General features: G+C 64.5%; 21 protein-coding genes and 2 tRNA genes. 16 read left to right on the forward strand and 7 right to left on the reverse strand.

Features of this window, described 5'->3' with window-relative positions; genetic code table 11:
* Position 1 precedes the first annotated feature (1 nt).
* A complete protein-coding gene (locus tag ACTUWL_RS33370) occupies positions 2 to 742 on the forward strand; it encodes an amino acid ABC transporter ATP-binding protein (protein WP_021079308.1) in 741 nt (246 codons plus the stop codon).
* Positions 743 to 808: 66 nt separating this feature from the next.
* Here the strand turns inward: ACTUWL_RS33370 and ACTUWL_RS33375 are convergent, their stop codons facing one another.
* From ACTUWL_RS33375 to ACTUWL_RS33390, 4 genes are all read right to left on the reverse strand, one after another.
* Positions 809 to 1843, reverse strand: a complete 1035-nt coding sequence (locus ACTUWL_RS33375) for a cysteine synthase A (protein WP_021079309.1) — start codon at positions 1841 to 1843, stop codon at positions 809 to 811.
* A gap of 233 nt (positions 1844 to 2076) precedes the next feature.
* The gene (locus ACTUWL_RS33380; RefSeq protein WP_291730503.1) at positions 2077 to 3258 is read right to left on the reverse strand and encodes an SAM-dependent methyltransferase; all 1182 of its coding nucleotides are present in this window, start codon (positions 3256 to 3258) and stop codon (positions 2077 to 2079) included.
* Positions 3259 to 3304: 46 nt separating this feature from the next.
* Entirely contained in the window at positions 3305 to 4108 is an 804-nt protein-coding gene (locus ACTUWL_RS33385) for a DUF1365 domain-containing protein (protein WP_021079311.1), read from the reverse strand.
* Entirely contained in the window at positions 4105 to 5475 is a 1371-nt protein-coding gene (locus ACTUWL_RS33390) for an NAD(P)/FAD-dependent oxidoreductase (protein WP_291730538.1), read from the reverse strand. Before ACTUWL_RS33390 ends, ACTUWL_RS33385 begins: the two co-directional genes overlap by 4 nt.
* 220 nt (positions 5476 to 5695) lie before the next feature.
* On the opposite strand from ACTUWL_RS33390, the gene ACTUWL_RS33395 reads away from it, so the two are divergent.
* The 3 genes from ACTUWL_RS33395 to ACTUWL_RS33405 are packed head-to-tail and all read left to right on the forward strand — an operon-like array spanning position 5696 to position 7769.
* Positions 5696 to 6283: a sigma-70 family RNA polymerase sigma factor gene (locus ACTUWL_RS33395; RefSeq protein ID WP_021079313.1), complete on the forward strand. Its 588-nt coding sequence runs from the start codon at positions 5696 to 5698 to the stop codon at positions 6281 to 6283.
* Complete coding sequence (locus tag ACTUWL_RS33400) at positions 6280 to 6930, forward strand: ChrR family anti-sigma-E factor (RefSeq protein WP_021079314.1); 651 nt, start codon at positions 6280 to 6282, stop codon at positions 6928 to 6930. The genes ACTUWL_RS33395 and ACTUWL_RS33400 overlap by 4 nt, the downstream gene beginning before the upstream one ends.
* Positions 6931 to 6953: 23 nt before the next feature.
* A complete protein-coding gene (locus tag ACTUWL_RS33405) occupies positions 6954 to 7769 on the forward strand; it encodes a DUF1295 domain-containing protein (RefSeq protein ID WP_021079315.1) in 816 nt (271 codons plus the stop codon).
* On the opposite strand, the gene ACTUWL_RS33410 is transcribed toward ACTUWL_RS33405, so the two are convergent.
* Entirely contained in the window at positions 7758 to 8159 is a 402-nt protein-coding gene (locus ACTUWL_RS33410; protein ID WP_021079316.1) for a DUF2177 family protein, read from the reverse strand. The genes ACTUWL_RS33405 and ACTUWL_RS33410 overlap by 12 nt on opposite strands.
* A 440-nt stretch (positions 8160 to 8599) precedes the next feature.
* On the opposite strand from ACTUWL_RS33410, the gene ACTUWL_RS33415 reads away from it, so the two are divergent.
* The 6 genes from ACTUWL_RS33415 to ACTUWL_RS33440 all read left to right on the forward strand — a co-directional run bounded on the left by ACTUWL_RS33415 (position 8600) and on the right by ACTUWL_RS33440 (position 18653).
* Positions 8600 to 10069: an efflux transporter outer membrane subunit gene (locus tag ACTUWL_RS33415; protein ID WP_035651597.1), complete on the forward strand. Its 1470-nt coding sequence runs from the start codon at positions 8600 to 8602 to the stop codon at positions 10067 to 10069.
* On the forward strand, positions 10059 to 11486 hold the full coding sequence (locus tag ACTUWL_RS33420; protein WP_106940304.1) for an efflux RND transporter periplasmic adaptor subunit: 1428 nt from the start codon (positions 10059 to 10061) through the stop codon (positions 11484 to 11486). Before ACTUWL_RS33415 ends, ACTUWL_RS33420 begins: the two co-directional genes overlap by 11 nt.
* A gap of 48 nt (positions 11487 to 11534) precedes the next feature.
* Positions 11535 to 14663 carry an efflux RND transporter permease subunit gene (locus ACTUWL_RS33425; protein ID WP_021079319.1) on the forward strand — a complete coding sequence of 1043 codons (3129 nt, stop codon included), beginning with the start codon at positions 11535 to 11537 and terminating at the stop codon, positions 14661 to 14663.
* Positions 14660 to 17764: an efflux RND transporter permease subunit gene (locus ACTUWL_RS33430; RefSeq protein ID WP_021079320.1), complete on the forward strand. Its 3105-nt coding sequence runs from the start codon at positions 14660 to 14662 to the stop codon at positions 17762 to 17764. The genes ACTUWL_RS33425 and ACTUWL_RS33430 overlap by 4 nt, the downstream gene beginning before the upstream one ends.
* Positions 17765 to 17798: 34 nt before the next feature.
* Positions 17799 to 18524 carry a tRNA-uridine aminocarboxypropyltransferase gene (locus ACTUWL_RS33435; RefSeq protein ID WP_021079321.1) on the forward strand — a complete coding sequence of 242 codons (726 nt, stop codon included), beginning with the start codon at positions 17799 to 17801 and terminating at the stop codon, positions 18522 to 18524.
* A 55-nt stretch (positions 18525 to 18579) separates the two neighbouring features.
* Positions 18580 to 18653: transfer RNA gene (locus ACTUWL_RS33440), tRNA-Cys, on the forward strand.
* Positions 18654 to 18696: 43 nt separating this feature from the next.
* On the opposite strand, the gene ACTUWL_RS33445 is transcribed toward ACTUWL_RS33440, so the two are convergent.
* Positions 18697 to 18879 (reverse strand): hypothetical protein, encoded by a 183-nt coding sequence (locus ACTUWL_RS33445; protein ID WP_021079322.1) that lies wholly within the window; start codon positions 18877 to 18879, stop codon positions 18697 to 18699.
* A 262-nt stretch (positions 18880 to 19141) separates the two neighbouring features.
* Positions 19142 to 19813 carry a TetR family transcriptional regulator gene (locus tag ACTUWL_RS33450; protein WP_035651660.1) on the reverse strand — a complete coding sequence of 224 codons (672 nt, stop codon included), beginning with the start codon at positions 19811 to 19813 and terminating at the stop codon, positions 19142 to 19144.
* A gap of 93 nt (positions 19814 to 19906) precedes the next feature.
* On the opposite strand from ACTUWL_RS33450, the gene ACTUWL_RS33455 reads away from it, so the two are divergent.
* The 6 genes from ACTUWL_RS33455 to ACTUWL_RS33480 all read left to right on the forward strand — a co-directional run bounded on the left by ACTUWL_RS33455 (position 19907) and on the right by ACTUWL_RS33480 (position 24600).
* Complete coding sequence (locus ACTUWL_RS33455) at positions 19907 to 20392, forward strand: anthrone oxygenase family protein (RefSeq protein WP_021079324.1); 486 nt, start codon at positions 19907 to 19909, stop codon at positions 20390 to 20392.
* A 351-nt stretch (positions 20393 to 20743) separates the two neighbouring features.
* Positions 20744 to 20818 (forward strand) — tRNA-Asn (locus ACTUWL_RS33460).
* A 136-nt stretch (positions 20819 to 20954) separates the two neighbouring features.
* The gene (locus tag ACTUWL_RS33465; protein ID WP_021079325.1) at positions 20955 to 21134 is read left to right on the forward strand and encodes a hypothetical protein; all 180 of its coding nucleotides are present in this window, start codon (positions 20955 to 20957) and stop codon (positions 21132 to 21134) included.
* Positions 21135 to 21254: 120 nt separating this feature from the next.
* Positions 21255 to 21920 carry a protein-L-isoaspartate O-methyltransferase family protein gene (locus ACTUWL_RS33470; RefSeq protein ID WP_021079326.1) on the forward strand — a complete coding sequence of 222 codons (666 nt, stop codon included), beginning with the start codon at positions 21255 to 21257 and terminating at the stop codon, positions 21918 to 21920.
* A 214-nt stretch (positions 21921 to 22134) separates the two neighbouring features.
* Positions 22135 to 23517 carry a TolC family outer membrane protein gene (locus ACTUWL_RS33475; protein WP_021079327.1) on the forward strand — a complete coding sequence of 461 codons (1383 nt, stop codon included), beginning with the start codon at positions 22135 to 22137 and terminating at the stop codon, positions 23515 to 23517.
* A gap of 336 nt (positions 23518 to 23853) precedes the next feature.
* Complete coding sequence (locus ACTUWL_RS33480; protein WP_021079328.1) at positions 23854 to 24600, forward strand: PopZ family protein; 747 nt, start codon at positions 23854 to 23856, stop codon at positions 24598 to 24600.
* Positions 24601 to 24686: the final 86 nt, after the last annotated feature.

Raw genomic sequence — 24686 nt, forward strand, 5'->3', positions numbered from 1 at the left:
CATGTCCACAGCCCCGATCGTCAACATTTCCACGCTGAACAAATGGTACGGCGACTTCCACGTGTTGCGCGACATCAACCTTGAGGTCGGCAAGGGCGAGCGCATCGTGATCTGCGGCCCATCCGGCTCGGGCAAGTCGACCCTGATCCGCTGCATCAACGCGCTGGAGGAATTCCAGGAGGGCGAGATCGTGGTCGACGGCATCGAGCTCGGCCCGAACCTGCGCCGGGTCGACGAGGTGCGGCGTGAAGTCGGCATGGTGTTCCAGAGCTTCAACCTGTTCCCGCATCTTACCGTGCTCGACAATTGCACGCTGGCCCCGATCTGGGTGCGCAACATCCCGAAGAAGGATGCCGAGGCGATGGCGATGAAGTTCCTCGAGCGGGTCAAGATCCCGCATCAGGCCAACAAGTTTCCCGGCCAGATGTCGGGTGGTCAGCAACAGCGCGTCGCGATCGCCCGCGCGCTGACCATGAACCCGAAGGTGATGCTGTTCGACGAGCCGACCTCGGCGCTCGACCCGGAAATGGTCAAGGAGGTGCTCGACACCATGGTCGATCTCGCCAGGGAGGGCATGACCATGCTGGTCGTGACCCACGAAATGGGCTTTGCCCGCGAGGTCGCCAACCGTGTCGTGTTCATGGACGCCGGCCAGATCATCGAGTCGAACACGCCGCAGGAATTCTTCGCCAACCCGCAGCATGCGCGATCGAAGCTGTTCCTGAGCCAGATTCTGAGATGAGCGAACTGGGAGTGGCGAATAGCGAATGGATTCCTCGATTCGCTGCTCACCACTGCTATTTGCGACTCAGACGAACGGCAGCTCGATCTTGCTGCGCCGTTCCAGCCATTCCGGCACCGGTAGATTCTTCGAACGCATGAAGGCCGGGTTGAACAGCTTGGACTGATAGCGGTTGCCGGAGTCGCAGAGGATGGTGACGATGGTCTTGCCGGGGCCGAGCTGCTTGGCAAGCTGGATCGCGCCGGCGATGTTGACGCCGGTCGAGCCGCCGAGGCACAGGCCCTCGTGCTCCAGCAGCTCATAGATGATCGTCACGGCTTCCTCGTCGGAGACCAGGAACGCATCATCGACATTCGCGGTTTCGACAACCGGTGTCTTGCGGCCCAGTCCGATGCCTTCGGTGATCGAGTCGCCCGGGGTCGACTTGACCTGGCCGTTCTTGAACAGTTCGTACATCGCAAAGCCGTGCGGATCGGCGCACGCGGTGACGATGTCCTTGTTCTTTTCCTTCAAATAGCGGCTGATGCCGGCGAGCGTGCCGCCGGTCCCGACCGAGCAGATGAAGCCGTCAACCTTGCCGTTGGTCTGCTGCCAGATCTCAGGTCCGGTCGAGTCGTAATGCGCCTTGGGATTGTCGAGGTTATTCCACTGGTCGGCGAACAGCACGCCGTTCGGCTCGGTCTTGCGCAGCTGATCGGCGAGACGCCTGCCGAGATGCTGGTAGTTGTTCGGATTGGAGTAGGGCAGTTGCGGCGCCTCGACGAGCTCGGCGCCGCACAGCCGCAGCATGTCCTTCTTTTCCTGGCTCTGCGTCTCCGGAATGACGATCAGGGTGCGGTAGCCGCGCGCGCTCGCCACGACCGCAAGCCCGATGCCGGTATTGCCCGCGGTCGATTCGACCACGAGGCCGCCGGGCTTCAGATCGCCGCGCTTTTCGGCCTCCAGGATCATCCCCTTGCCGGCGCGATCCTTGACCGACTGGCCGGGATTCATGAATTCGGCCTTGCCGAGAATGGTGCAGCCCGTCAGTTCGGATGCACGTTTCAGCTTGATGAGGGGGGTGTTGCCGATCGCTTCGATGACGTCTTTGTTGAATGTCATGTCGGGGGTAATCTTTTGCCGGTCAGTGTTTTGCTCTGGCCGGAAACTAGTGTGCCGACGGCAAAAGGGGAAGGCTTTTGCAGTGCGGCGAACGTCGTGTGGCGATCTGCGTTAACCTGTTGTCGGGACCGATCAAGCGCCGCCGGGAACGCTCGTTTCGCGAATGCCCGGCGGCCCGGCCAAATCTTGCTGCAATTCGGCGCGCGACGTCAGATTTGCTGTATGAGCTCAATTCAAGATGAACGCTCGATCTTGTACAGCCCCACATTGAGGGCGCCAATTTCGAAGCCCAGTCTGCAATAGGCCAGATAGTACTCCCACATCCGCTTGAACCTGACATCGAAGCCGAGGGATTCGATTGAAGCCCAGGCGTCGAGGAAACGGTCGTGCCAGTCGGCCAGCGTGCGTGCGTAGCTGTCGGCGAAAAATTCGGTTGAAACCAGCCGCAATCCGGAACTGCTCACCAGCTGCTTGACGATGTCGATGGTGGGCAGCATTCCGCCAGGAAAGATATAGCGCTGGATGAACTCCGGCCGCCTGCGATAGCTTTCAAAGCGACGCTCATCGATCGTGATCACCTGGAGCACCGCGACGCCACCGACACTGAGCCGCTGCCGCAGCTTGTCGAAAAACAGTGGCCAGTAGGTTTCTCCGACCGCTTCCAGCATCTCGATCGAGACGACCCGGTCGTAGCGGCCGGCGGTGTCCCGATAGTCCTCGAGCCGCAGGTCTGATTTGTCGGCAAGGCCTTGCGCGGACAGCTTCTCACGCGCGTAGCCAAGCTGCTCGGTCGACAGCGTCAGTCCGGTGACGTGACAGCGGTGTCGTTCGATCAGGTGTCGTGCCAGCGCGCCCCAGCCGCAACCGATCTCGAGGATTCTCTCGCCGCCGTCGAGTTCGAGCAGCTCGGTGACCCGATCGAGCTTGACCTGCTGAGCTTGCGCGAGGGTCTGGTAGGGCGAGCTGTAGATCCCGGACGAATAGGTCATGCTCGGATCGAGCCAGAGCCGGTAGAAATCATTGCCGAGGTCGTAATGGGCGCGAATGTTGCGCCGGCTACCGCGCCTGGTATTGCGATTGAGCAGGGCATGGCGAAGCCAGTTGAGAGGCTGCGGAGGTCTCAACCGCTCGAACGAGGCCGCGTGGGTCGAACGCGGTGCGGCGGCACTCAGGAACGCGTGGATGTTCGGCGTCGACCACTCGCCGGCAAGGTAGCCTTCAGCAAAGCCCAGATCGCCGCCGGTCAACAGCCGCAGCAGGCATTTCCAACTGTGAATCCTGATATGCACCTGTTCTCCGCCGCGCGAGCCGGAGATCGCAACACCCCGTCCGCCGGGCAACTGCACCAGAATCTCTCCGCAGTCGAGCCGGCGAAACATCCGCCGCAGCAGCACTCCGATCGTCGCGCGCAGCACCGGCGGCCATTCGACGGGCACCCAGCCCAAGGCGGTTCGCTGATGGTCAGTGTGCATGCAAATTCGTCCCTCGCTTGGGTGATCTGGCCGCGAGCGTCATGTCGTCAGCGGGTGGATTCGGGCGGTCACGAAAGCGCAAGCCCTTCAGCCAAAGCCTCGCCGCCTCCCAATGGATCGCGAGCATGACTTTGACGGTCACAAGCGGAATCCCAAGGAAATTGCGCAACAATGTCCGATCGCTCAGTGACTGGCGTGACGCAACCAGGCATGCGCTAAGCATCGTTTCGCCGCCTTCGCTCGCGGCGATGGCGAGCGCAAAATGCTCGGCCGGCAGGTTCAAGCGGAAATGATAGGTTTGGTTCATGGCCATGAACGGCGACACGTAGAAGGTCTTGTTGCAGTCGTGCCGGATGCCTGTGTCGCCAGCGTCGGCCGCCGCCACATAAGCGTGGCGTGCGCCGAACGTGTTGTGAACCTGATAAACGATCGCCGCGAGCTGGCCCGAGTTTCGGTAGCAGAAATAGAGGCTGAGGGGATTAAAACTGTAGCCGAGTGTCCGCGGCATGCAGAACAACTGAATCCGCCCGCCGGCCAGATCGATACCCGCTTGTTCGAGATGCCGCTCGATCTGAGCGCGCAGTGGCGTTGCTCCGGCGTCGCCGTGATCGCGGTCGTACAGTGCGAACAGGTTGAACCGGTTGTGCGAGAGAAGCCGCAACCGAGAGCTGAGCGTTGGCATCTCGTCGAGATCGAGCAGCAGCCAGAACACACGGTAACGAAAGCGATGCGTCGTCGGCCGCAGCCGCCGATGCATCACGCCACCGCGATAGAGACAGGAGCGCAGCGTCATGGCTGCAGCTCCGGTTCAGGCAAGGATCTGGTGTTGGCGGCGAGCACAATGCGTCCGGATTCGTTCGGCACGTTCCACGGCCTGCGTACGTTGCCGAGTTGCTCGGCGACCGCAAGCCCGGATTGCAGCCCGTCTTCGTGGAAGCCGGCGCCGAAATGCGCGCCGCAGAACCAGATGCCTCCGTCGCCTTGCAACGACCATAGCCGGCGCTGCGCGGCAATCGCGGCTGCATCGAAGATCGGGTGCTCGTAGACCTCCGTCTGATGCAGCGTGTCCGCGCGCGGTGGACGGGCAGGATTGAGCGTGACGAACAGCGGCAAATGCCCGGGGATGCCCTGCAGCCGGTTCATCCAATAGGTGACACCGACCGGCCCGCTGCACTCGCCGCGGGATCCGACATAATTCCAGCTCGACCATGCGAGACGCCGCCGCGGCATGAACGTTTGATCGGAATGGAGGACGGCAAGGTTGCGGCTGTAGCGGAACGCACCGAGCAATCCGGATTGATCTGGCGTGGGCTCGTCGATCGTCGACAGCGCCTGATCCGCATGCGTTGCCAGCACCACATGATCGTATGGCCGTGTTTCGCCGTGAATGTCGGTCACTGTCACACCGCGTGCCGACCGTCGTATCCTGGTCACGCCGCAGTCGAGCTTGATCCGGTCCGCGAATGGCTCGACCAGTCGCTGTACGTAGACACGGCTACCGCCGGTCACGGTTTCCCATGGCGGACGACTGGTCAGCTGGAGCAGCCCGTGATTGTGGTGGAATCGAATGAAGGTCGCCGCGGGGAAGGCGAGAATTTCCTCCGGGGGCGCCGACCAGATGGCGCTTGCCATCGGCAGCAGGTGGTCGTCGCGGAACGCGGAACCAAAACCGCCTTGCGCCAGATAGTCGCCGAGGCTGATCGTCTCGTCACCCAGCAACGTCGCGTCGCGTGTCGCGCGATCGTAGAACCGGACAAGGTCGCGCAGCATCGACCAAAAGCGCGGACGCAGCAAATTGCCGGGCTGAGCAAGCAGGCCCGAGAGGCCGGTCCCGGAATATTCGAGATCGCCCTGGTCAAGAGAAACCGAGAGCGACATTTCCGAAGCTTGTGTGGGAACGCCGAGATGCCGGAACAGCGCGGTAAGGTTAGGGTAGGTTTTCCGGTTGAACACGATGAAGCCGGTATCCACGGCGACGCGTTGGCCGCCAAGGGACGCCGTCACGGTGTTGGAATGCCCGCCGATCCGATCGGATTTCTCGTAGACGGTCACATCGTGCCGCTGGCTCAGCAGCCAGGCTGCCGAGAGGCCGGAAATGCCGGTTCCGACTATGGCGACGTTCAATTTGCCGTCGGTCCTCAACGATGATCCCTCTTCGATCCGCGAGCGCGCCGGCCCCTTGCGCCGGCTGGCGTCATCGATAGGAACGACTGATCTTGAGGGTTGGATCACCGGCAGTGATCCAACCGCGGACCGACGGCGTTCCTGTTGCATGCAAACCGCCCTACGACATACCTCCGGGGTTGCCGGTCTGGTCAGGCCGGGTGCGATCCGGTATTGCGGTCGCGTAGCCCGTAACGACAGGGAGTGCCCGCGCGGCATGCTGAGTGAAACTCCCGACAATGAGACGTCGGATGCGGCCCGTTGGGCCCGGCTGATCGAAGCCGTTGCGATTCGAAGGGATCGCGAGGCCTTCGCTGCGCTGTTTCGGCATTTTGCGCCGCGCATAAAGACGCTCATGCAGCGCTCGGGCGCGAGCGAGCAGCTTGCCGACGAACTGGCGCAGGAGGCCCTGTTCCTGGTGTGGTCGAAGGCCAGTCTGTTCGATCCCAAAAGCGGTGGTGCCGCAGCCTGGATATTCACGATCGCGCGCAACCTGCGCATCGACGCGCTCCGTCGTCAGAGGCGAACTCCAACCAACGATACGTCCGAGACGGAGCTCGAGTTTCAGCGCGATGAGGGGCCGTCGCCTGACGCTGGGGTGGCGGCATCTCAAATCGAAGCGCGGGTCCGTAACGCGCTGTCGGCGCTGCCCGACGAGCAGATGCGGGTGATCGAGCTATCGTTCTTTCACGAAGCAGCCCATGCGGAGATCGCAAGGGTGCTGGATATTCCGCTCGGCACCGTCAAATCGCGCCTGCGGCTCGCGATGGCACGGCTGCGCAACTTGCTGGATGACTTCTCATGACCGTCCATCATCACCCCCCGGACGAGCTGTTGGGCGCGTTCGCAGCCGGTACGCTCGATCTTGGCCAGCACGTTGCGATTGCTACCCATTTGGTCGGCTGCGCCAAGTGCCGCGGAGCGGTGCAGGCGATGGAGCATGTCGGCGGCGCGGTGCTGGCTGCGCTGCCTCCATCCGCGATGTCTGACGGATCGTTTGAGGCCTTGCAGCGCAGATTGGACGAGGCATCGGAGATTCCCGCCCCCGTGCAGCGCCAGGGGCGGGCATTCCGCGACGTGCCGGGCTTGCCGGACTTTCTGGGCAGCTATCCCGACAGCTCGTGGCGATGGATTGCGCCAAAGGTGCATTTGCGACCGATCCGGTTACCCGAGCCGAGCGCGACGCGCGTCTTTCTGCTGAAGTCCAGCCCGGGAACGAGAATGATCGAGCACACGCACACCGGCTTTGAGATGACCTGCGTGCTGTCGGGAAGCTTCGTTCACGCCGGCGGCCAGTTCGGACCCGGAGATTTCGATTTGGGGGACGGGGCGGTCGATCACGACATCAGGATCGACTCCATGGAAGACTGTATTTGCCTGGTCGCAATGCAGGGCGATTTGCGGCTCAACGGAGTGATCGGCCGCTTATTGCAGCCGTTGATCCGCATGTGATGGCTGCGCCGGAAGATAGCTCCATGAGCCTGCTCCCGCTGATCTTCCAATTCGTCGTCATGGCACTCGCGATGTCTGCGGTTATGGCGATAGCCTGGTTCATTCAGCGCCGGACCGGGGCCACGGGATGGATCGATGTCTGCTGGACATTCGGGACCGGCCTGGTCGCTTGCCTGGCCAGCGTTGTCTCGGTCCCGCCGGGCGAGACGGCCAGCGCGCGGCAGATCGTGGTCGCGATCCTGGTCGCCATCTGGTCGCTCCGGCTCGGCGGTCATCTGCTGCTGCGAACCTGTAAGGCAGGCGATGATCCGCGCTATCGCGACCTGATCGATCAATGGGGCGCCACTGCCGGCAGGCGGATGTTCCTGCAGCTGCAGGCGCAGGCGGCAGTTGGTTTGCTCCTGGCGGTCTCGGTCGCGCTCGCTGCACATAATCCGCGCCCCGAACTCGGGTTTGCGGATTTCATCGGTGCGCTGCTGCTGCTGGCCGGCCTGATCGGGGAGGCGTTATCCGACGCGCAGCTGCGCAGATTCCGCTCGGATCCCGCCAACCGGCAGCGGGTCTGTGAGGCGGGGCTCTGGAAGTGGTCGCGCCATCCGAACTATTTCTTTGAATGGCTGTGCTGGCTGGCCTATCCGTTGATCGCGATCGACCCCTCATATCCGGCGGGCTGGATCACGCTGCTGGCGCCGGCCTGCATGTACTGGGTCTTGGTCCACGTGTCCGGCGTGCCGCCGCTCGAACAGCACATGCTGCGTTCGCGCGGGCAGCAGTTCCGCGACGTGCAGGCGCGGACCCGGGCGTTCCTTCCGTTTCCGAAGCTGACGTCAGGGGACTAGCCTCGATGTCACGAAATACGCCGCCGTCGCGGAAATTGCGCCAAGCAACGTCCCCCAAGTGACGTCGAGCAATGTGAGTTGGACGGTCCAGTTCCGCAACGTCGCCTGGTTGGTCAAGTCATAGGTCATGTAGCTGAAGAAACCGAGCAGCGCGCCGCTGAGCGCGGCCGAGCCAAGGCCTCCCGACTTCAGGGCCGGAAGCACGGCGAACACCACCAGCCCGACCGGGTAGACCAGATAGAACACGATCGCCGGAGGCAGGTTGACCTCGGCCGACAGGATGTCGCCGAGAGTCGGGCGATACAGTCGGCTCGCCATCGTTCCAAGCCAGGCCATGTCGCAGAGCAGAAAAACGATCAATGTCGACAGGTAGGCGTACAGGTAGGTCATGTCGGGTCCGAAGGTTGAACGCCGCTATGGGACGCAAAGCAGCGAATCTCTCGAAGGTAACGACGGATCGCGCGATCTGGATCATCGGGGCGCCGGGCAGGGCGCTGGACGCTGCGGTTTCGGCGCAACAGGGCCGAGAAATCCCCATGAAATCTTTGTTAGAATATGACTTCCGGCACCGGCCTGAAACGCGCGGAAATGCCTTAAAAATAGGGGAAAGCCCGCAATCAGGCTGGCCTCGAATCGCTTGCGATGCGACGCCGTGCGCCCGTGACGGGGCTGTCCGCTCCATCGTCCCAAGGGTAGGATAGGACAGTCAGGTTCCATTGAAAGCATTAGCCCGTGTACGTCACCCAGACCACCGCTGAACGCGTCGCTCGTGCGCCACGGGCAAGGTCTGGCTCCGGCGGAGAGCGGGTGTGACCCAGCCCGCATCCGTGATGGTGCCTGGAGGCCGGTTCGGCCTCGCCGGCCGCCTGGGACGGCTGGCCGGACGCTCGATCGTCGCGCTCGGCCTGGTCGCGGGCTCGGCCGGCTGTATCCTGACCCAGGACATCCCCGATCCTGCGCTCGACGTGCCGCAGGGTTACAAGGCCGCGCGGCTCGGCCGGCCCGGCGATGCGCTTCCGACGCTCGACTGGTGGCGCGGCTTCCGATCCAGCGAGCTGACCCAGCTGATGGAGGAGGCGCAGACCGTCAACCTCGATATCGCCGCGGCGGTCGCCCGCTTCCGCCAGGCCGATGCGCTGGCGCGGCAGGCCAGCGCGGCGCTGCTGCCAACCGTCAATCTCAACGGATCGGAGACCTATTCCCGCACCTCAGGCTCCAGCGCGAGCGGTCTCACCAATGGCGGGCGCGAAGTGGTGAACTACAACGCCTCGCTCAGCGCCAGCTACCAGCTCGACTTCTGGGGCCAGAATCGCGACGCCGCGCAGGCGGCGGAGGAGACTGCGGTCGCCAACCGGTTCGATCGCGAGGTGGTGGCGCTGACCACGCTGACGAGCGTAGCCAATGCCTATTTCACTGTGCTCGCCACCCAGGACCGGCTCCGCACCGCGCAGCGCAACATCGCCAGCGCCGAGCGCATCCTCAATGCGATCCGGGACCGCTTCAAGGCCGGCACCGGCTCCGATCTCGACGTCGCGCAACAGGAGAGCGTGGTCGCCAACCAGCGCGCGCTGGTGCCGCCGCTTCGGCAGACGCTCGACCAGAACGTCAATGCGCTCGCGGTGCTGGTGTCGCGGCCGCCCGAAAGCGTGCGCGTCGCCGGCGGCTCGCTCAACGCGGTTGCCGTCCCCCGCGTCACGCCGGGCCTGCCGTCCGAATTGCTGACCCAGCGTCCCGACATCCGCCGCCAGGAGGCGCAATTGGCATCCGCCACCGCCAATGTCGGCAGCGCGCGGGCGCAGTTCTTCCCAAGTATCCAGCTGACCGGGACGGGCGGTTACCAGAGCCAGGCGCTGGTCTCGCTGTTCCAGCCGCATGCCGCCTTCTTCAATCTGGTCGGCGGTATGACCCAGCCGATCTTCGACGGCGGCCGCATCCTCGGCAATTTCGAGAACGCGAAGGCGAAGCAGGACGAGCTGCTGCAGACCTATCGCAAGACGGTGGTCCAGTCGTTCACCGATGTCGACAACGCGCTGGTCGCGATCCGCGAAACGTCGCGGCGGCTACAACTGCAGCGCGACGTGCTGTCGTCGTCGCGGCGCGCCTTCGACCTCGCCGAGCAGCAGCTCAAGGCCGGCACTGCCGACATCGTAACTGTGCTAAACACGCAGCTGACCCTGTTCCAGGCGGAAGACGCTTATTCCCAGGCCCAACTTGCCCGGCTCTTGGCGATCGTGAGCCTCTATCAGGCCTTGGGGGGCGGCTGGGAACCGAAGATGGAAAGACCGGTCGATGCTCTTTAAGCCCGACTCTGCGGATGACGAGAAAAGCACCGCGCCGCGCAAGCGGAGCCTGATCTCGCGCCTGCTGGGGCGCATGGTGTCGCTGCTCATCACGCTCGTGATCCTGGCCGGCCTCAGCTATCTCGGCTGGCTCGCCTTCCAGCCCAAGTCGAATGGAGCCGGCGGGCGCGGCGCGGGCGCGCGGCCCGATCTGCCGGTGCCGGTGCTTGCGGCCACCCCGCATGTGCAGGACGTACCGGTCTATCTCGACGGCGTCGGCTCGGTGAAGGCGCTCAACACCGTCACCGTGCGCTCGCAGGTCGACGGCAAGCTGCTCAAGGTCAATTTCCTCGAGGGCCAGGACGTCAAGAAGGACGACGTGCTGGGCGAGATCGATCCCGCGATCTATCAGGCGCAGTACGATCAGGCGGTGGCCACGAAGGCCAAGGACGAGGCGCTGCTCGCCAATCAGAAAATCGACCTTGCCCGCTACGAGCAACTCGCTGCCACCAACGCGGGCTCCAAGCAGCAGGCCGATACGCAGCGTGCGCTGGTCGCGCAGCAGGAGGCCATCATCAAGGCCGACCAGGCCCAGATCGACAATGCGCGCACCACGCTCGGCTACACCAAGATCGTCGCACCGATTTCCGGCCGCGCCGGCCTGCGCCAGGTCGACCAGGGCAATATCATTCACGCCTCCGACACCACCGGGCTCGTGATCCTGACCCAGCTACAGCCGATCGCGGTGTGGTTCAGCCTGCCGCAGCAGCAGATCATGCGCGTCAACGCCGCGGCCGCGAAGGGCCAGCTGGCCGTCGACGTGTTCGGCAATGACGGCGTCACCGTGATCGACACCGGCAAGCTGACCGGCATCGACAATCAGGTCGATCCGACCACCGGTACGCTGAAGCTGAAGGCCGAGCTCCCGAATGCCAGCTACCAGCTCTGGCCCGGGCAGTTCGTCAATGTGCGGCTCAAGGTTGAGATCCTGCCGCAGGCGATCGTGGTGCCGACTTCGGCCGTGCAGCGCGGTCCCGCGGGCACCTTCAGCTATGTGATCGGCGCGGACAACGTCGTCTCCGCCAAGCCGGTCACGGTCACACAGCAGAACGAGCATGAAGCCGTCATCGCCAGCGGCCTGACCACCTCGGACCGCGTCGTAACGACGGGCTTTGCCAACCTCGCCGATGGCTCCAAGGTCATTGTCGGCAAGGACGACGGGCCGCCCGCCGCCGATCTCGCGCCGCGCAAGCGCAGCCGCAGTCCCGACGGCAAGAGTGGAAGCCAGAGCAAGGACGGCAAGCCGGACGGGCAGGGCAAGAACGGCGAGCCGCACGGCCGGCGCGAGCCCGGCGAAGGCGATCAGAAGGGGCAGGCCGGGCCGGCGCCGGCGGCAGGGGGCGAACAGCCGGGCGGCTCGCCGAAAGCGCAGCCATGAGCGATATCCTGACCTCGTAATGTCTGACCTTGCAGCGAGAACGCAACCATGAGCGTCTCCGAACCGTTCATCCGCCGGCCGATCGCCACCTCGCTGCTCGGCATCGCCCTGATGATCGGCGGCGCGCTCGGCTATTGGGCGCTGCCGGTCTCGGCGCTGCCGCAGGTCGATTTCCCGACGGTCCAGGTGTCGACCCAGCTGCCCGGCGCGAGTCCCGACGTGGTCGCCTCGCTGATCACGGCGCCGCTGGAGCGGCAGCTCGGGCAGATCCCGTCGCTGTCGTCGATGAACTCGACAAGCTCGTTCGGCGTCAGCCAGATCTCGCTGCAGTTCGACCTCAACCGCGACATCGACGGCGCCACCCAGGACGTGCAGGCCGCGATCAACGCCGCCGCCGGCATCCTGCCCAAGTCGCTGCCGTATCCACCGGTCTACGCCAAGGTGAACCCGGCGGACGCGCCGGTCATGACCCTCGCGCTGACCTCGGACACCATCTCGCTGCGGGCGATGAGCGATCTCGCCGATACCATCCTCGGGCAACGCTTGAGCCAGATTTCAGGCGTCGGCCGGGTTTCGATCCTCGGCGGCCTGAAGCCGGCGGTGCGCGTGCAGGCCGACCTCGCGCGGCTTGCGGCCTACGGCATCGCGATGGAGGATCTGCGCAACGCGATCGCCGGCGCCAACGTGTCGGGGCCGAAGGGCTCGCTCGACGGCGCCCAGCAATCCTACACCATCGCCGCCAACGACCAGATTGCCGCGGCCGATGCCTACCGGCCGATCATCATCGCCTATCGGAACGGCTCGCCGGTCACGATCGGCGACGTCGCGCAGATCGTCGACGGGCTGGAGAACGACCGCACCGGCGGCTGGTACCAGGGCACGCCGGCCGTCATCATCGACATCCAGCGCCAGCCGGGTGCCAACGTGATCGACGTCGTCAAGCAGATCCGCGACGAAATCCCACGGCTGCAACGCGCGGTGCCGGCCGGCGTCAAGCTGACCGTCGTCTCCGACCGCACCGTGACGATCCGCGCCTCGGTCCGCGACGTGCAGTTCACGCTGGTCCTGAGCGTCGTGCTGGTGACGCTGGTGGTGTTGTTGTTCCTGCGGTCGCTGCGCGCGACCCTGATCGCCGGCGTCGCACTGCCGCTGTCGCTGATCACGAGCTTCGGCATCATGTATTTCGCGGGCTTCAGCCTCGACAATCTGTCCCTGATGGCGTTGACCATCGGCACCGGTTTCGTGGTCGACGATGCGATCGTGATGATCGAGAACATCGTCCGCCACATGGAAGACGGCGAGACGGTCATGGAAGCCTCGCTGAAGGGTGCCAGCGAGATCGGCTTCACCGTGATCTCGCTGACGGTGTCGCTGATCGCCGTGTTCATCCCGCTGCTGTTCATGTCCGGTCTGGTCGGCCGCATGTTCCGCGAGTTCGCGCTGACCTTGACGATCGCGGTGGTGACCTCGGCGATCGTCTCGCTGACACTGACGCCGATGATGTGCTCGCGGCTGCTCAAGAACATCCATGAGGAGATGGCGGTCCCGGGCCTGGCCGCGGTCAGCCGCTTCATCGACCGCATGGTGGAATTCTATCATCGCACGCTGCTCTGGGTGCTGCAGCGCCAGCGCGCGACGCTGCTGGTGACGTTCGCGACCATCGCGCTGACGCTGATCATGTATGTGCTGGCGCCGAAGGGGTTTCTGCCGCTGCAGGACACTTCCTCGATCACGGCGGTGACCGAGGCAGGACCGGACGTTTCGTTCGACGAGATGCAGCGGCGCCAGAGCGCAGTCTCCGACATCATCAAGGCCGACCCCGACGTCGTCGGCGTGGTCTCGGTGATCGGCTCCGGCTCGGTCAATCCGACCACCAATGTCGGCCGCCTGGTGATGACGCTGAAGCCGCTCGATCAGCGGCGCGATGGCGTCGCTAACGTGATCGAGCGGCTCAAGCAGAAGATATCGATGGTCCCCGGCATGACGGTCTACTTCCAGCCGGTGCAGGACGTGCAGATCTCGACCCAGTCGAGCCGTTCGCAATACCAGTACACGCTGACCGCGACCGATGCCGCCGAGGTCTCGCAATGGGCGCGGAAACTTGTCGCCGAAATGCGGCGCGACCCGATCTTCCGCGACGTCTCGTCGGAGGCGCAGGAGGGCGGCTTGCGCGCGGCGCTCGACATCAACCGCCAGCGCGCCGGCCAGCTTGGCGTCAGTCTCCAGGGTGTCACGGATACGCTGAACGACGCCTTCGCGCAGCGCCAGATCTCGACGATCTACGGCCAGGCCAACCAGTACCGCGTCGTGCTCGAGGCGCTGCCGATGTACCAGCGCGACCCGTCGATTCTCGACAAGCTCTATCTGCCCGGCGCCAACGGCGCGCAGGTGCCGCTGTCGGCGGTGGCAACCCTGGTCCGCACCACGGCGCCGCTCGCGATCTCGCATCAGGCCCAGTTTCCGTCGGTCTCGCTCAGCTTCAACCTGGCGCCCGGCGAAGCGCTCGGCGACGCGGTCGAGGCGGTGAAGGCGATCGAGGCCAGGATCGGGATGCCCGGCAGCATCGTCGGCATCTATTCCGGCGACGCCGCCGAATTCGCGCGCTCGCTGGCCGGACAGCCCTGGCTGATCCTGGCCGCGATCATCACGATCTACATCGTGCTCGGCGTGCTCTACGAGAGCTACATCCACCCGATCACCATCCTGTCGACGCTGCCCTCGGCCGGCGTCGGCGCCATCCTCGCCTTGATGCTGTGCGGGCAGGACCTCTCGGTGATCGGCCTGATCGGCATCATCCTGCTGATGGGCATCGTCAAGAAGAACGCGATCATGATGATCGACTTCGCGCTGGAGGCCGAGCGGCATCAGGGCATGTCGTCCTATGACGCGATCGTGCAGGCCTGTCTGCTGCGCTTCCGGCCGATCATGATGACGACGCTGGCGGCGCTGTTCGGCGCGCTGCCGCTCGCGATTGAAAGCGGCACCGGCGCCGAGCTACGCTTCCCGCTCGGCATCTCGATCATCGGCGGCCTGCTGCTGAGCCAGTTGCTGACGCTCTACACCACGCCGGTGATCTATCTCGCGCTCGACCGACTCAACCGGCGGATCGAGCGGACCGTGCCGGAGCCAGGTCCCAGCGGCCCGCCGATCGCGGGCACCACCGAGGGCATGCAGTGATCTCGATCTCGGAGCCCTTCATTCGCCGGCCGGTGGGCACCACGCTGCTGGCGATCGGGCTGTTCCTGGTCGGGATCGTCGCCTACGAGTTTCTGCCGGTGTCGTCGGTTCCGAACGTCGATTTCCCGACCATCCGGGTCTCGGCGTCGCGTCCCGGCGCCGATCCCTCTGTCATGGCCGCGACCGTCGCCGCTCCGCTGGAGCGCAAGCTCGGCACCATTTCTGGTGTCGACCAGATCACCTCGACGAGCTCGCTCGGCACCACCAGCATCCAGGTGCAGTTCTCGATCGGCCGCGACATCGACCGCGCGGCACGCGACGTGCAGGCCGCGATCAATGCCTCGCTCGCCGATCTGCCCAGCGACCTGCCGTCGCTGCCCAAGTTCCGCAAGGCCAATCCGGCCGCGGCGCCGGTGTTCGTGCTGGCGTTGACCTCGAAGACGATCTCGACCAGCGCGATGTACGATGTCGCCGACACCGTGCTGGCGCAGCGCATCTCGCAGGTGCCCGGGGTTGGCGAGGTCACCGTCAGCGGCGCCGACCAGCCGGCGGTGCGCATCGCGCTCAATCCGGTGTCGCTGGCCAATGCCGGGATCGCGACCGACGACGTCCGGCTTGCGATCATCAATGCCAATCCGCTCGGCCCCGTCGGCATCTTCAACGGTGACCGCCAGAGCGAGACGCTGTCGATCAACAAGCAGATGCGCACCGCGGCCGAGTTCCGCGACATCGTCATCAAGAGCTCGAACGGCAATTTCGTCCGCCTCTCGGACGTCGCCGAGGTCGAGGATTCCGTCCGCAACTCGCGCTCGATTGCCTGGTTCAACAAGCAGCCGGCGGTGCTGATCCAGATCACCAAGCAGGGTGATGCCAACGTCATCGACACCGTCGACAACGTTCGCAGGCTGCTGCCGGAATTGAAGCAGTGGATCCCGGCCGGTGTCGATATCTCGACCCTGGTCGATCGTACCGGAACGATCCGAGCCAGCGTCGAGGACATGCAGTTCACGCTGCTGGCGACCGCCATTCTCGTGATGGTCGTGGTGTTCGTGTTCCTGCGCCGCGTGGTGCCGACGATCGCGGCCGGCGTGTCGGTGCCGCTGGCGCTGGCCGGCACCTGTGCCGGGATGTGGCTGGCCGGCTTCTCGATCGACAATCTGTCGCTGATGGCGCTCGCGATCTCCGTCGGCTTCGTGGTCGACGACGCCATCGTGATGATCGAGAACATGTACCGCAATCTCGAGCAGGGCATGGCTCCATATCCGGCCGCGGTCGAAGGCGCCAAGCAGATCGGCTTCACGGTGCTGTCGATCTCGCTGTCCTTGATCGCTGCCTTCACGCCGCTGATCTTCATGGACGGGATCGTCGGCCGGCTGCTCCGCGAATTCTCGCTGACCTTGACCTTTGCCATCATCGTGTCGACGCTGGTGTCGGTGACGATCACGCCGATGATCTGCGCGCACTACATCAAGGAGACGACTTCGGATCACGCCACCTGGTACGACCGGGCCATCGAGGGCACGCTGTCGCGGGTGGTGGCATTCTATGCGTCGACCCTGCGGATCGTGCTCGGCTATCCCTTCCTGACCCTGGTGGTGTTCTTCGCCACCGTCGCGCTCACCGTGACGCTCTATGTCAAGACGCCGAAGGGCTATTTCCCGACCGACGACAGCGGCTTCGTGATCGGCTCGACGCGGGCGTCGGCGGACATCTCGTTCCAGTCGATGCTCGCCCTGCAGCAGCGGCTCGCCGACATCGTGATGGCCGACCCCGCGGTTGCCGGCATCGGCTCGTCGGTCGGCTCCGGCGGCGGCCCGGGCGGCGCCACCTCCAACCGCGGCACCATGTTCATCAGCCTGAAGCCGCCGGAGGAGCGGGCAGGCATGTCGACCGCCCAGGTGATCGACCGGCTGCGCCGCAACCTGTTCATGGTGCCCGGCATCCGCCTGTTCATGTTCGCGGCGCAGGACATCCGCACCGGCGGCCGGCAGAGCGATTCCGACTACCAGTACACGCTCGCCTCGACCGATCTCGACCTGTTGCAGAAATGGGCGCCGCTCATCGCCAAGCGCATGGAGACCGTGGAGGGCATCACGGACGTCTCGGCCGACCGCGATCCCGGCGGCCTGCAGCTCAACCTCGCGATCGACCGCAGGATGGCCTCCAGCCTCGGCGTCCGGGTGCAGGATATCGACAACGCGCTCAACAACGCGTTCTCGCAGCGGCAGATCTCGTACATCTACACCCAACGCAACCAGTACGTCGTGGTGCTCGAGATCGACCCGAGATTCCAGAGTGATCCGTCGAATCTCGAGCGTATCTATGTCGCCGGGGCCAATGATGTGCAGGTGCCGCTGTCGGCACTCGTGCACTACCAGAAGGGATTGTCGGCGCTCGCGGTGTTTCACTCCGGCGGCGTCCCCTCGACCACGGTGTCGTTCAATCTACTGCCGGACGTCCCGCTGGAGGTCGCGACCACCAACATCCAGCAGGCGGTCAACGAGCTGCATATGCCGGAAGGCATTCGCGGCAGCTTCGACGGCAATGCCGGCGACTTCAACAAGACCAGCGGTCGGCAGCCGCTCCTGATCCTCGGCGCGCTGGTCGCGATGTATATCGTGCTCGGCGTGCTCTATGAGAGCCTGGCGCATCCGATCACGATCATCTCGACCTTGCCGTCAGCCGGCCTCGGCGCCTTGCTGGCGCTGCAGGTGACCAATACGCCGCTGACCGTGATCGCCTTCGTTGGGATCATCCTGTTGATCGGCATCGTCAAGAAGAACGGCATCATGATGGTCGACTTCGCGCTCGAGGCCGAACGGCATCAGGGCCTGTCGTCGCGGGATGCGATCTTCGAGGCCTGCCGGGCGCGCTTCCGCCCGATCCTGATGACGACGATGGCGGCGCTGTTCGCCGGCATTCCGCTGGTCATTGCGACCGGCCCGGGCACCGAGCTGCGGCGGCCGCTCGGGATCACCATCATCGGCGGCCTGTTCGTGTCGCAGATCCTGACGCTCTACACCACGCCGGTGATCTACCTGTTGATCGACAGGCTGCGCCGGCGTCGCGAGCCATCAGGTGTGCACGCGCCGGCGGAATAGTTTGAATTGTGCCGTCGTGAGCGTATAGCGAAGCATGTCCGAACCGACCGAAGTCAAACCCGACGTCACCGCCGAGATCGAGGATTGCCCGGATTGCGGCAAGCCGCTGCCGCTGTGCATCTGCGACAGCGTCACGCCGATCGAAAGCCGCATCCAGCTGCTGATCCTGATCCATCCGCAGGAGCAGGACAGGGCGCTCGGCACCGCGCGGCTGTTGGCGCGGCATTTCGAGAACGCCGTGGTGCGGATCGGGCTGTCGTGGCCGAGCCTGGCCAAGGCGCTCGGCCGGCCGGTACCGGATCCGTCGCGCTGGGCGGTGCTCTATCTCGGCTCGGCCAAGGTCGAGGATCTCGATACCGAAGCGGAGATCGTCGCGATCAACCGCAAGGGCGAGCTCGAGCCGCATCAGCGCGCGATCCTGTCCGACATCGAGGGCATCGTGCTGCTCGACGGCACCTGGAGCCAGGCCAAGGCGCTGTGGTGGCGCAATGCCTGGATGCTGAAGTGCCAGCGGGTGATTCTCGGGCCGAAACGGCCCTCGCTTTACGGCAAGCTGCGCCGGGAACCGCGCCGCGACGGTCTGTCCACCATCGAGGCGGCCGCAATCCTGCTGGCCGGACTGCAGAAGCGGCCCGATATCGCTGCAACGTTAACGGACAGTTTCGAACGGATGCTGGCGCGATTCCGCGAAGTCCAGGCCAAAATGCCCGAATTGGCGCCAAAACCGAAGAAGAAGGATTATCGAAAGCGCCGGCGCTAGTTCTGCGGCTTGGTTGCCTATCGGGCGGAGGGCGTATATGAAGTGCGCCGCAAGGGGCCACGTGGCGGAGTGGTTACGCAACGGTCTGCAAAACCGTGTACACCAGTTCAATTCTGGTCGTGGCCTCCACTCATCTCATCAATGGCTTGCAGCCGACAAACGAGAAGCCGCCTTAGCTCGCGGCGTACCAGCCTTCAGGAAACGGAATCAGCGGCCACGGCGCCTGGTTGTCATTGGCGGCGGGCGGCGGTGGCTGAATGCGGGGCGAGGGCTGGGCCACAATATCCTCCTGAGCAATAGGCGCGATCGCGGTTCGCACGGCGTCTAGCAGCAGATCAAATTCGACTTCGCTCATCGCGCTCTCCGAGGTTCGAGAGCGCCATGGTCGCAAAACTGTCTTCGGTCCGGATTGAACGATTCGTTCGAATTTTATGAAAAGAACGATGGCGTCCGCTTTGGTAAATAAATGACTGATGAGCTCCTTCGGGAACCTAGGTCGGCACCGCCGCACCTCGTGTGGGACAAATCACATCTTACGAAAAACTCTTCCCGGAATTCCCGGCGATATTCATAGCAGACAAATATCGCAGGAATTTTAGCGAGACGTGACAATGGTGTCAGGTCAACTCGGCGAGGTCGTGCGGCAGCATGGCCTTGAATTGCGCCAGCGCCTGCCGCGCCTTCTTCGGCGGCAGCGTGATCGCGTGGCGCACGGCGGCTGCGATCAGCGTCATCGTCAGTCCTGAGAAGGTGGCGAGGGTGGCGGCCGGCATGCCGGGCGCGATCCGCCTGATCGCGTCGGACAACAGGCCGGCAAGCACGGCCATGTCGTCCGCATCGAGCTTCTGCAGCGCGCGATCGGCCTGCGTCGCCTGCCAGATGTCGCGCATGACAGGCTCGCGCATGAACATCTCGTAGTAGCTGTCGACGATCCGGCAAAGCGCCGGATGCAGGTCGCGCGCGGCCGCGACTGCGGCCAGGTCGCGCCTGACGCACTCGCGTCCGACCGCGTTATGCCGTTCCGCCAGCGTGCCGATGATCGCGGCCTTGTCCGGGAAATATTGATAGAGCGAGCCGAATGCGACGCCGCTGCGTTCGACGATGTCGCTCATGCGGAATGCCTCGCTGCCCTTTTCCGCCATGATCTCGGTCGCGCAGGCGAGGATGCGCTCGAAGCGCTCGCGGCTACGCTGCTGCGCCGGGGCAAGCCGCGCCAGCCCGGGCAGGGGAGCGTCCAGCACCGGCGTGGCCCCTTCTGTTGCCCCCGGCGCAGCCTTTCGTCTGGCCACCATCGCTCTCCTTCGAAATCGGTTGACGCCTCAAATACGAGAGTTTATCGCTTTTGACAAACACGAGGATTTCTCGTATTTGGAGGTGAATCGATGCGCAATGTCCTGACCTCGGGCTTGCTGTGGTTTTCCGCGCTCGGCTGCGGCCAGATCGCCGGGCTCTATTTCGCGTTCTCGGCGTTCATCATGACCGCGCTCGGCCGGATCGATCAGGCCGCCGGCATCTCGGCGATGAACGCGATCAGTGTCTATATCCTGCGCTCGCCGTTCATGCCGGTCTTTATCGGCACCACGCTGTCCTGCGCCGTGCTGGTCGTGCTCGGCGGGCTGCGATGGCAGGAGCCGGGCGCCATTGCGATGATTTGCGGCGGCGTCCTCTATGTGCTTGGGATGTTCATCGTCACCATGGTCTTCAACGTGCCGCTGAACGACCAGCTTGCGGCCACCGATCCCGCGAGCGCCGCGGCTGCGCCGGTCTGGGCGCGCTATCTGATCGACTGGACCTTCTGGAACCACGTTCGGACCGTCACCTCGCTGGCGGCGACCGCGATGTTCATCGTAGCCATCGCTGCGCGCTGACCGGCGCTTCGCATCAGCCTCCGCAGTCTCAACGTGCTGAGGCTGCGCTACGATCCCGGCACCAAGACCACGTCGTTCATTGCGGAATGACATCGGGGCGGGCGGCTGGCACCTCGTCCCAGAATCACAGGCGCCGCGGAATGGCCGCGCCGGCGGGATGTGCGGGCGCCGCTACGGCGATGGCTCGACGGCCGGAACAGCCCTGCATTGCGCCCGGGACGCCGGCAAACCCTTGCAACGCAGTGGTTTACCGTCCCGCGCTAAAGTTTCGCCGGAGCCCCTATTTGGTTCTTTGCAAGCCCGAAAGGCTTTGTTATACGCTGCCCGCTCGCGAACAATTTGTTCGCCTATTCCTCGGTAGCTCAGCGGTAGAGCATTCGACTGTTAATCGAATGGTCGCTGGTTCGAATCCAGCCCGGGGAGCCAGCTTTGCTGGCCCCATCCACGTCCCGCCATCGACACTCACAAGCGCGTGGTCCGCAACATGCAGACCAAAATCGTCGTCAAATCGACTCAATAGCCGTCGACACTGCGTGTTGCCGGGTCTTGAGAGGTGATTCTGATGCCGATTAATCTGATCGACCTGTCGATGCCGCAGCCGACGCTCGTTCCGAATGATGCGCCCGAGATCAGCGACGATGAGTGTGTCCGCCGGCTCGCGCAGGCCGTCGAGCAACATGATTCCGAGCATCTCGATGAGGTGGCCCGCCTGATCAGCCGGCTTGCCGTCACGATCGAATAGCGCCCCGCGCCACCGGTTCCGCACGCCAACGGCGTGTTGCGTTTTGGCGGAGCTTGTTCCAAAAGATGGCCCTGTTCTAGCTTCTCCAGCGGCAATGCCGCGACTTGCAGGGTCCCGCCAATGACCGGTTTTTCGACCGCGCGCCAGTACATGGTCGATGGTCAGGTGCGTCCGAGCGACGTGACCGATGATCGTATTCTCGAAGCCATGCTGAGCGTGCCGCGCGAGGTGTTCGTGCCGGCCAGCAAGCAGGCGCTTGCCTACCTCGACCTCGATCTCGACGTGACCGAGGGCGGCGCGGTGAGCCGCTGCCTGATCACGCCGGCGCTGCTCGCCAGGATGCTGCAGGCCGCCGAGATCAAGGCCTCCGACCGCGTCCTGGTCGTCGGCTGCGCAACCGGCTATGCCGCCGCAATCGTGGCGCGCTTTGCCGCGGAGGTCCGTGCCACCGAAAGTGATCCGGCGCTCGCCGCCAAGGCGACCGCAGCCTTCGCCCAGCTCGGGATCCAGAATGCGACCGTCAAGACCGCGGCTGCCGCCGACGGCGATGCCGCGGGCGCGCCCTATGACGTCATCGTCCTCAATGGTGCGACCGAGATCGTCCCGACCGGGCTGTTTGGACAGCTCAAGGAGGGGGGCCGGCTGGTCGGGGTGTTCGGCCTGACGCCGCCGCCGCGCGCCACCCTCGTGACCCACTCCCACGGGGATTTCGGACATCGCGAGCTGTTCGACGCCACAGCCCCCGTGCTGCCGGGACTGGAGCGGCTTCCCGCGTTCGTCTTCTGACCCTACCGCGCTGCGCCAGCTGATAAAATCCCGTTCTGAATCAGAAGTGTGGCCCGTTTGCCCCATGTGAAGAGTTTCCACCATGTTCCGTTGCGGGGTGGTTCCGTTGCCCTTAGCTGCGGACTAAGGTGAGGCGGGACTCACTTCGTCTGAAGCGACCGCCGGAACTGACTTGCGTGTGGAGACGGCGACTACAATGATTGGATTACCGGGGATGCGAGGGGTGAAGGCTATCACCGCGGCTGCGACTGCCGTCCTTCTGTTGGCGGAGATGGGCCCCGTGCCCGCACTCGCCGAAACTATCGAGTCCGCGCTGGTGCGGTCCTACCAGAACAATCCCCAGCTGAACGCACAACGCGCCCAGGTGCGGTCGATTGACGAAAACGTTCCGCAGGCACTCTCGGGTTACCGTCCGAAGGTCTCGCTGACCGCAACCGCCGGCGGACAATACACCGATGAGAAATTGACGGCGGGAACCCCGGCGGTGTCCGGCGTGAGCCGGCAGCGCACCGTCGGCATCACCGCCAACCAGTCGTTGTTCAACGCGCAGAATGCGCCGAAGGTGCGCCAGGCTGAAAGCCAGGTGTCGTCGGCACGCGAAGGTTTGCGGGTGCTGGAGCAGAGCGTGCTCCTGAGCGCGGCGACGATCTATATGGACTATCTCCGCGACGCGGCGATCGTCGAGGTTCAGCGCAGCAATACGCGCGTGCTGGAACAGACGCTGAAGCAGACCCAGGACCGCTTCAACGTTGGCGAAGTGACGCGCACCGACGTCGCGCAATCCGAGGCCCAGCTCGCGGCGGGCAGAAGCCAGCAGCTCACCGTGGAATCGAACCTGACGACGACGCGGTCGAACTACCGCCGCATCATCGGCGTCGAGCCGCAGAATGTGGCGCCCGGCTCGCCGGTCGACCGGTTCCTTCCGCCGACGCTCTCCGCCGCTGTCGAGCTCAGCCTGACCCAGAACCCGAATGTCACCGCTGCGATGTACGGCGTCGACGTCAGTTTCCTGCAGACCAAGGTTGCCGAAGGTGCGCTGCTGCCGTCGGTTGCGCTGCAGGCAACGGTCAGCCAAGGCTACGAGACGCAGTTGACTGTGTATCGCCTGTTCAATGCGTCGGTCGGTGTTCAGCTGTCGCTGCCGATCTATCAGGGCGGCACGGAATACTCGCTGATCCGGCAGTCCAAGGAATCGCTGGCCCAGCAGCGTCTGGTGCTGGACCAGACCAGGGATCAGGCGCGCGCCAACGTCGTCACCGCCTGGGGCCAGCTGGTCGCCGGCAAATCGCAGGTTTCGTCGGCGCAAGCGCAGGTGACCGCGTCCGAAATCGCCTTGAACGGCGTTCGCGAGGAAGCCAAGGCCGGCCAGCGCACCACGCTCGACGTGCTCAATGCGCAGCAGGCGCTTGTCAACGCGCGCAACGCGCTCGTCACCGCGCAGCATGACCGCGTCGTCGCATCCTACAATGTGCTGAACGCGATCGGCCGCCTGTCGCCGCAGGTCATGGGCCTTGCGACCAACGTCTATGATCCGAGCGTGCACTACCAGCAGGTTCGCGACAACTGGGCCGGCGTCCGCACGCCCGACGGCCGCTAAACACCTTCGCTTTCATCATCGCTTGTCGCGCCATGTTTGTGGTTCTGAGTTAATCAGGACCACGAACGGGCGCGTTTGCTTGCAATCGATATTTGGCCTGACATACCGTTTTGTCGGGCAGCAAGGCGATTCGCGGCGAGCCGGCGTAGCGTGATGACAGGTGCGACGCCACCTGTGATCACGCTGCATTGGGCGACACGAAGCTTGCAGAATGGCCTCGGGTGGGCGTGATCTGGGGACAAGTCGGGCGGGAGCAATGAAAATCTCCGCCCGCATCATCGGAACCGGCGAATCCTCTCGGGCTTGATGTAAAATAGTTTCGATGTGGAGTCGGAGATGACGCAACCTGCGAAGGTCCAAGAGCCCTCGATGGAGGAGATCCTGGCGTCGATCCGTCGCATCATTGCCGACGACGAGGCGAAGCCGGGCGCGACCGAGAAGCCGGCGGCTGCCGCTGCACCACCGCCTCCGAAGGCTGAGCCCGCGCCACCTCCGGCAGCCAAGCCCGCGATGAAGAGCCCGCCACCCGTAGCGCCTCCGGCCGCAAAGGCCGCAGCGCCCGCGCCGAAAGCACCGCCGCCCGCACCGGCAGCGGCCGCCAGCAACAGCCAGGACGATATCGATTCGCTTCTGGCCAGCCTCGACGAGGCGACGCCCGCGGCCGAGATCAGGCCGTCGCCGCAGCCCGAAGCCCAATCCGAAGCTGATGTGTTCGAGCTCACCGACGACATGGCGCTGCCGGAGCCGGCTCCGGCGCCGTCGTTCCGCAAGGTCGAGCCGGAGGACGACGTCGAGTTCACGGAAGCCCGTGGCCGGGCACCAGCCCAACAACCCGTTCGAGAACCACCGGCGATCGAACCGGCGCCGATGCAGCAGATCATCTCGGGAACCACGATGCGGGCGGTCGAATCCGCCTTCAACTCGCTGGCCAACACGGTGCTGAGCAACAATGCTCGGACGCTGGAGGATCTGGTCAAGGAGATGCTGCGGCCAATGCTGAAGTCCTGGCTGGACGACAATCTGCCGGGTCTGGTCGAGCGGATCGTCAAGGCCGAGATCGAACGGGTCTCCCGCGGGCGGTAGCTCCGCGCGGCTGCGAGGGCCTGGCAGCCCTCATTTCAGCCCCCAAATGCCCAAATCGCCCAAAACGCCGTTTTGACGCGCCGGTC

Source organism: Bradyrhizobium sp. WCU1 (genome assembly GCF_053474805.1).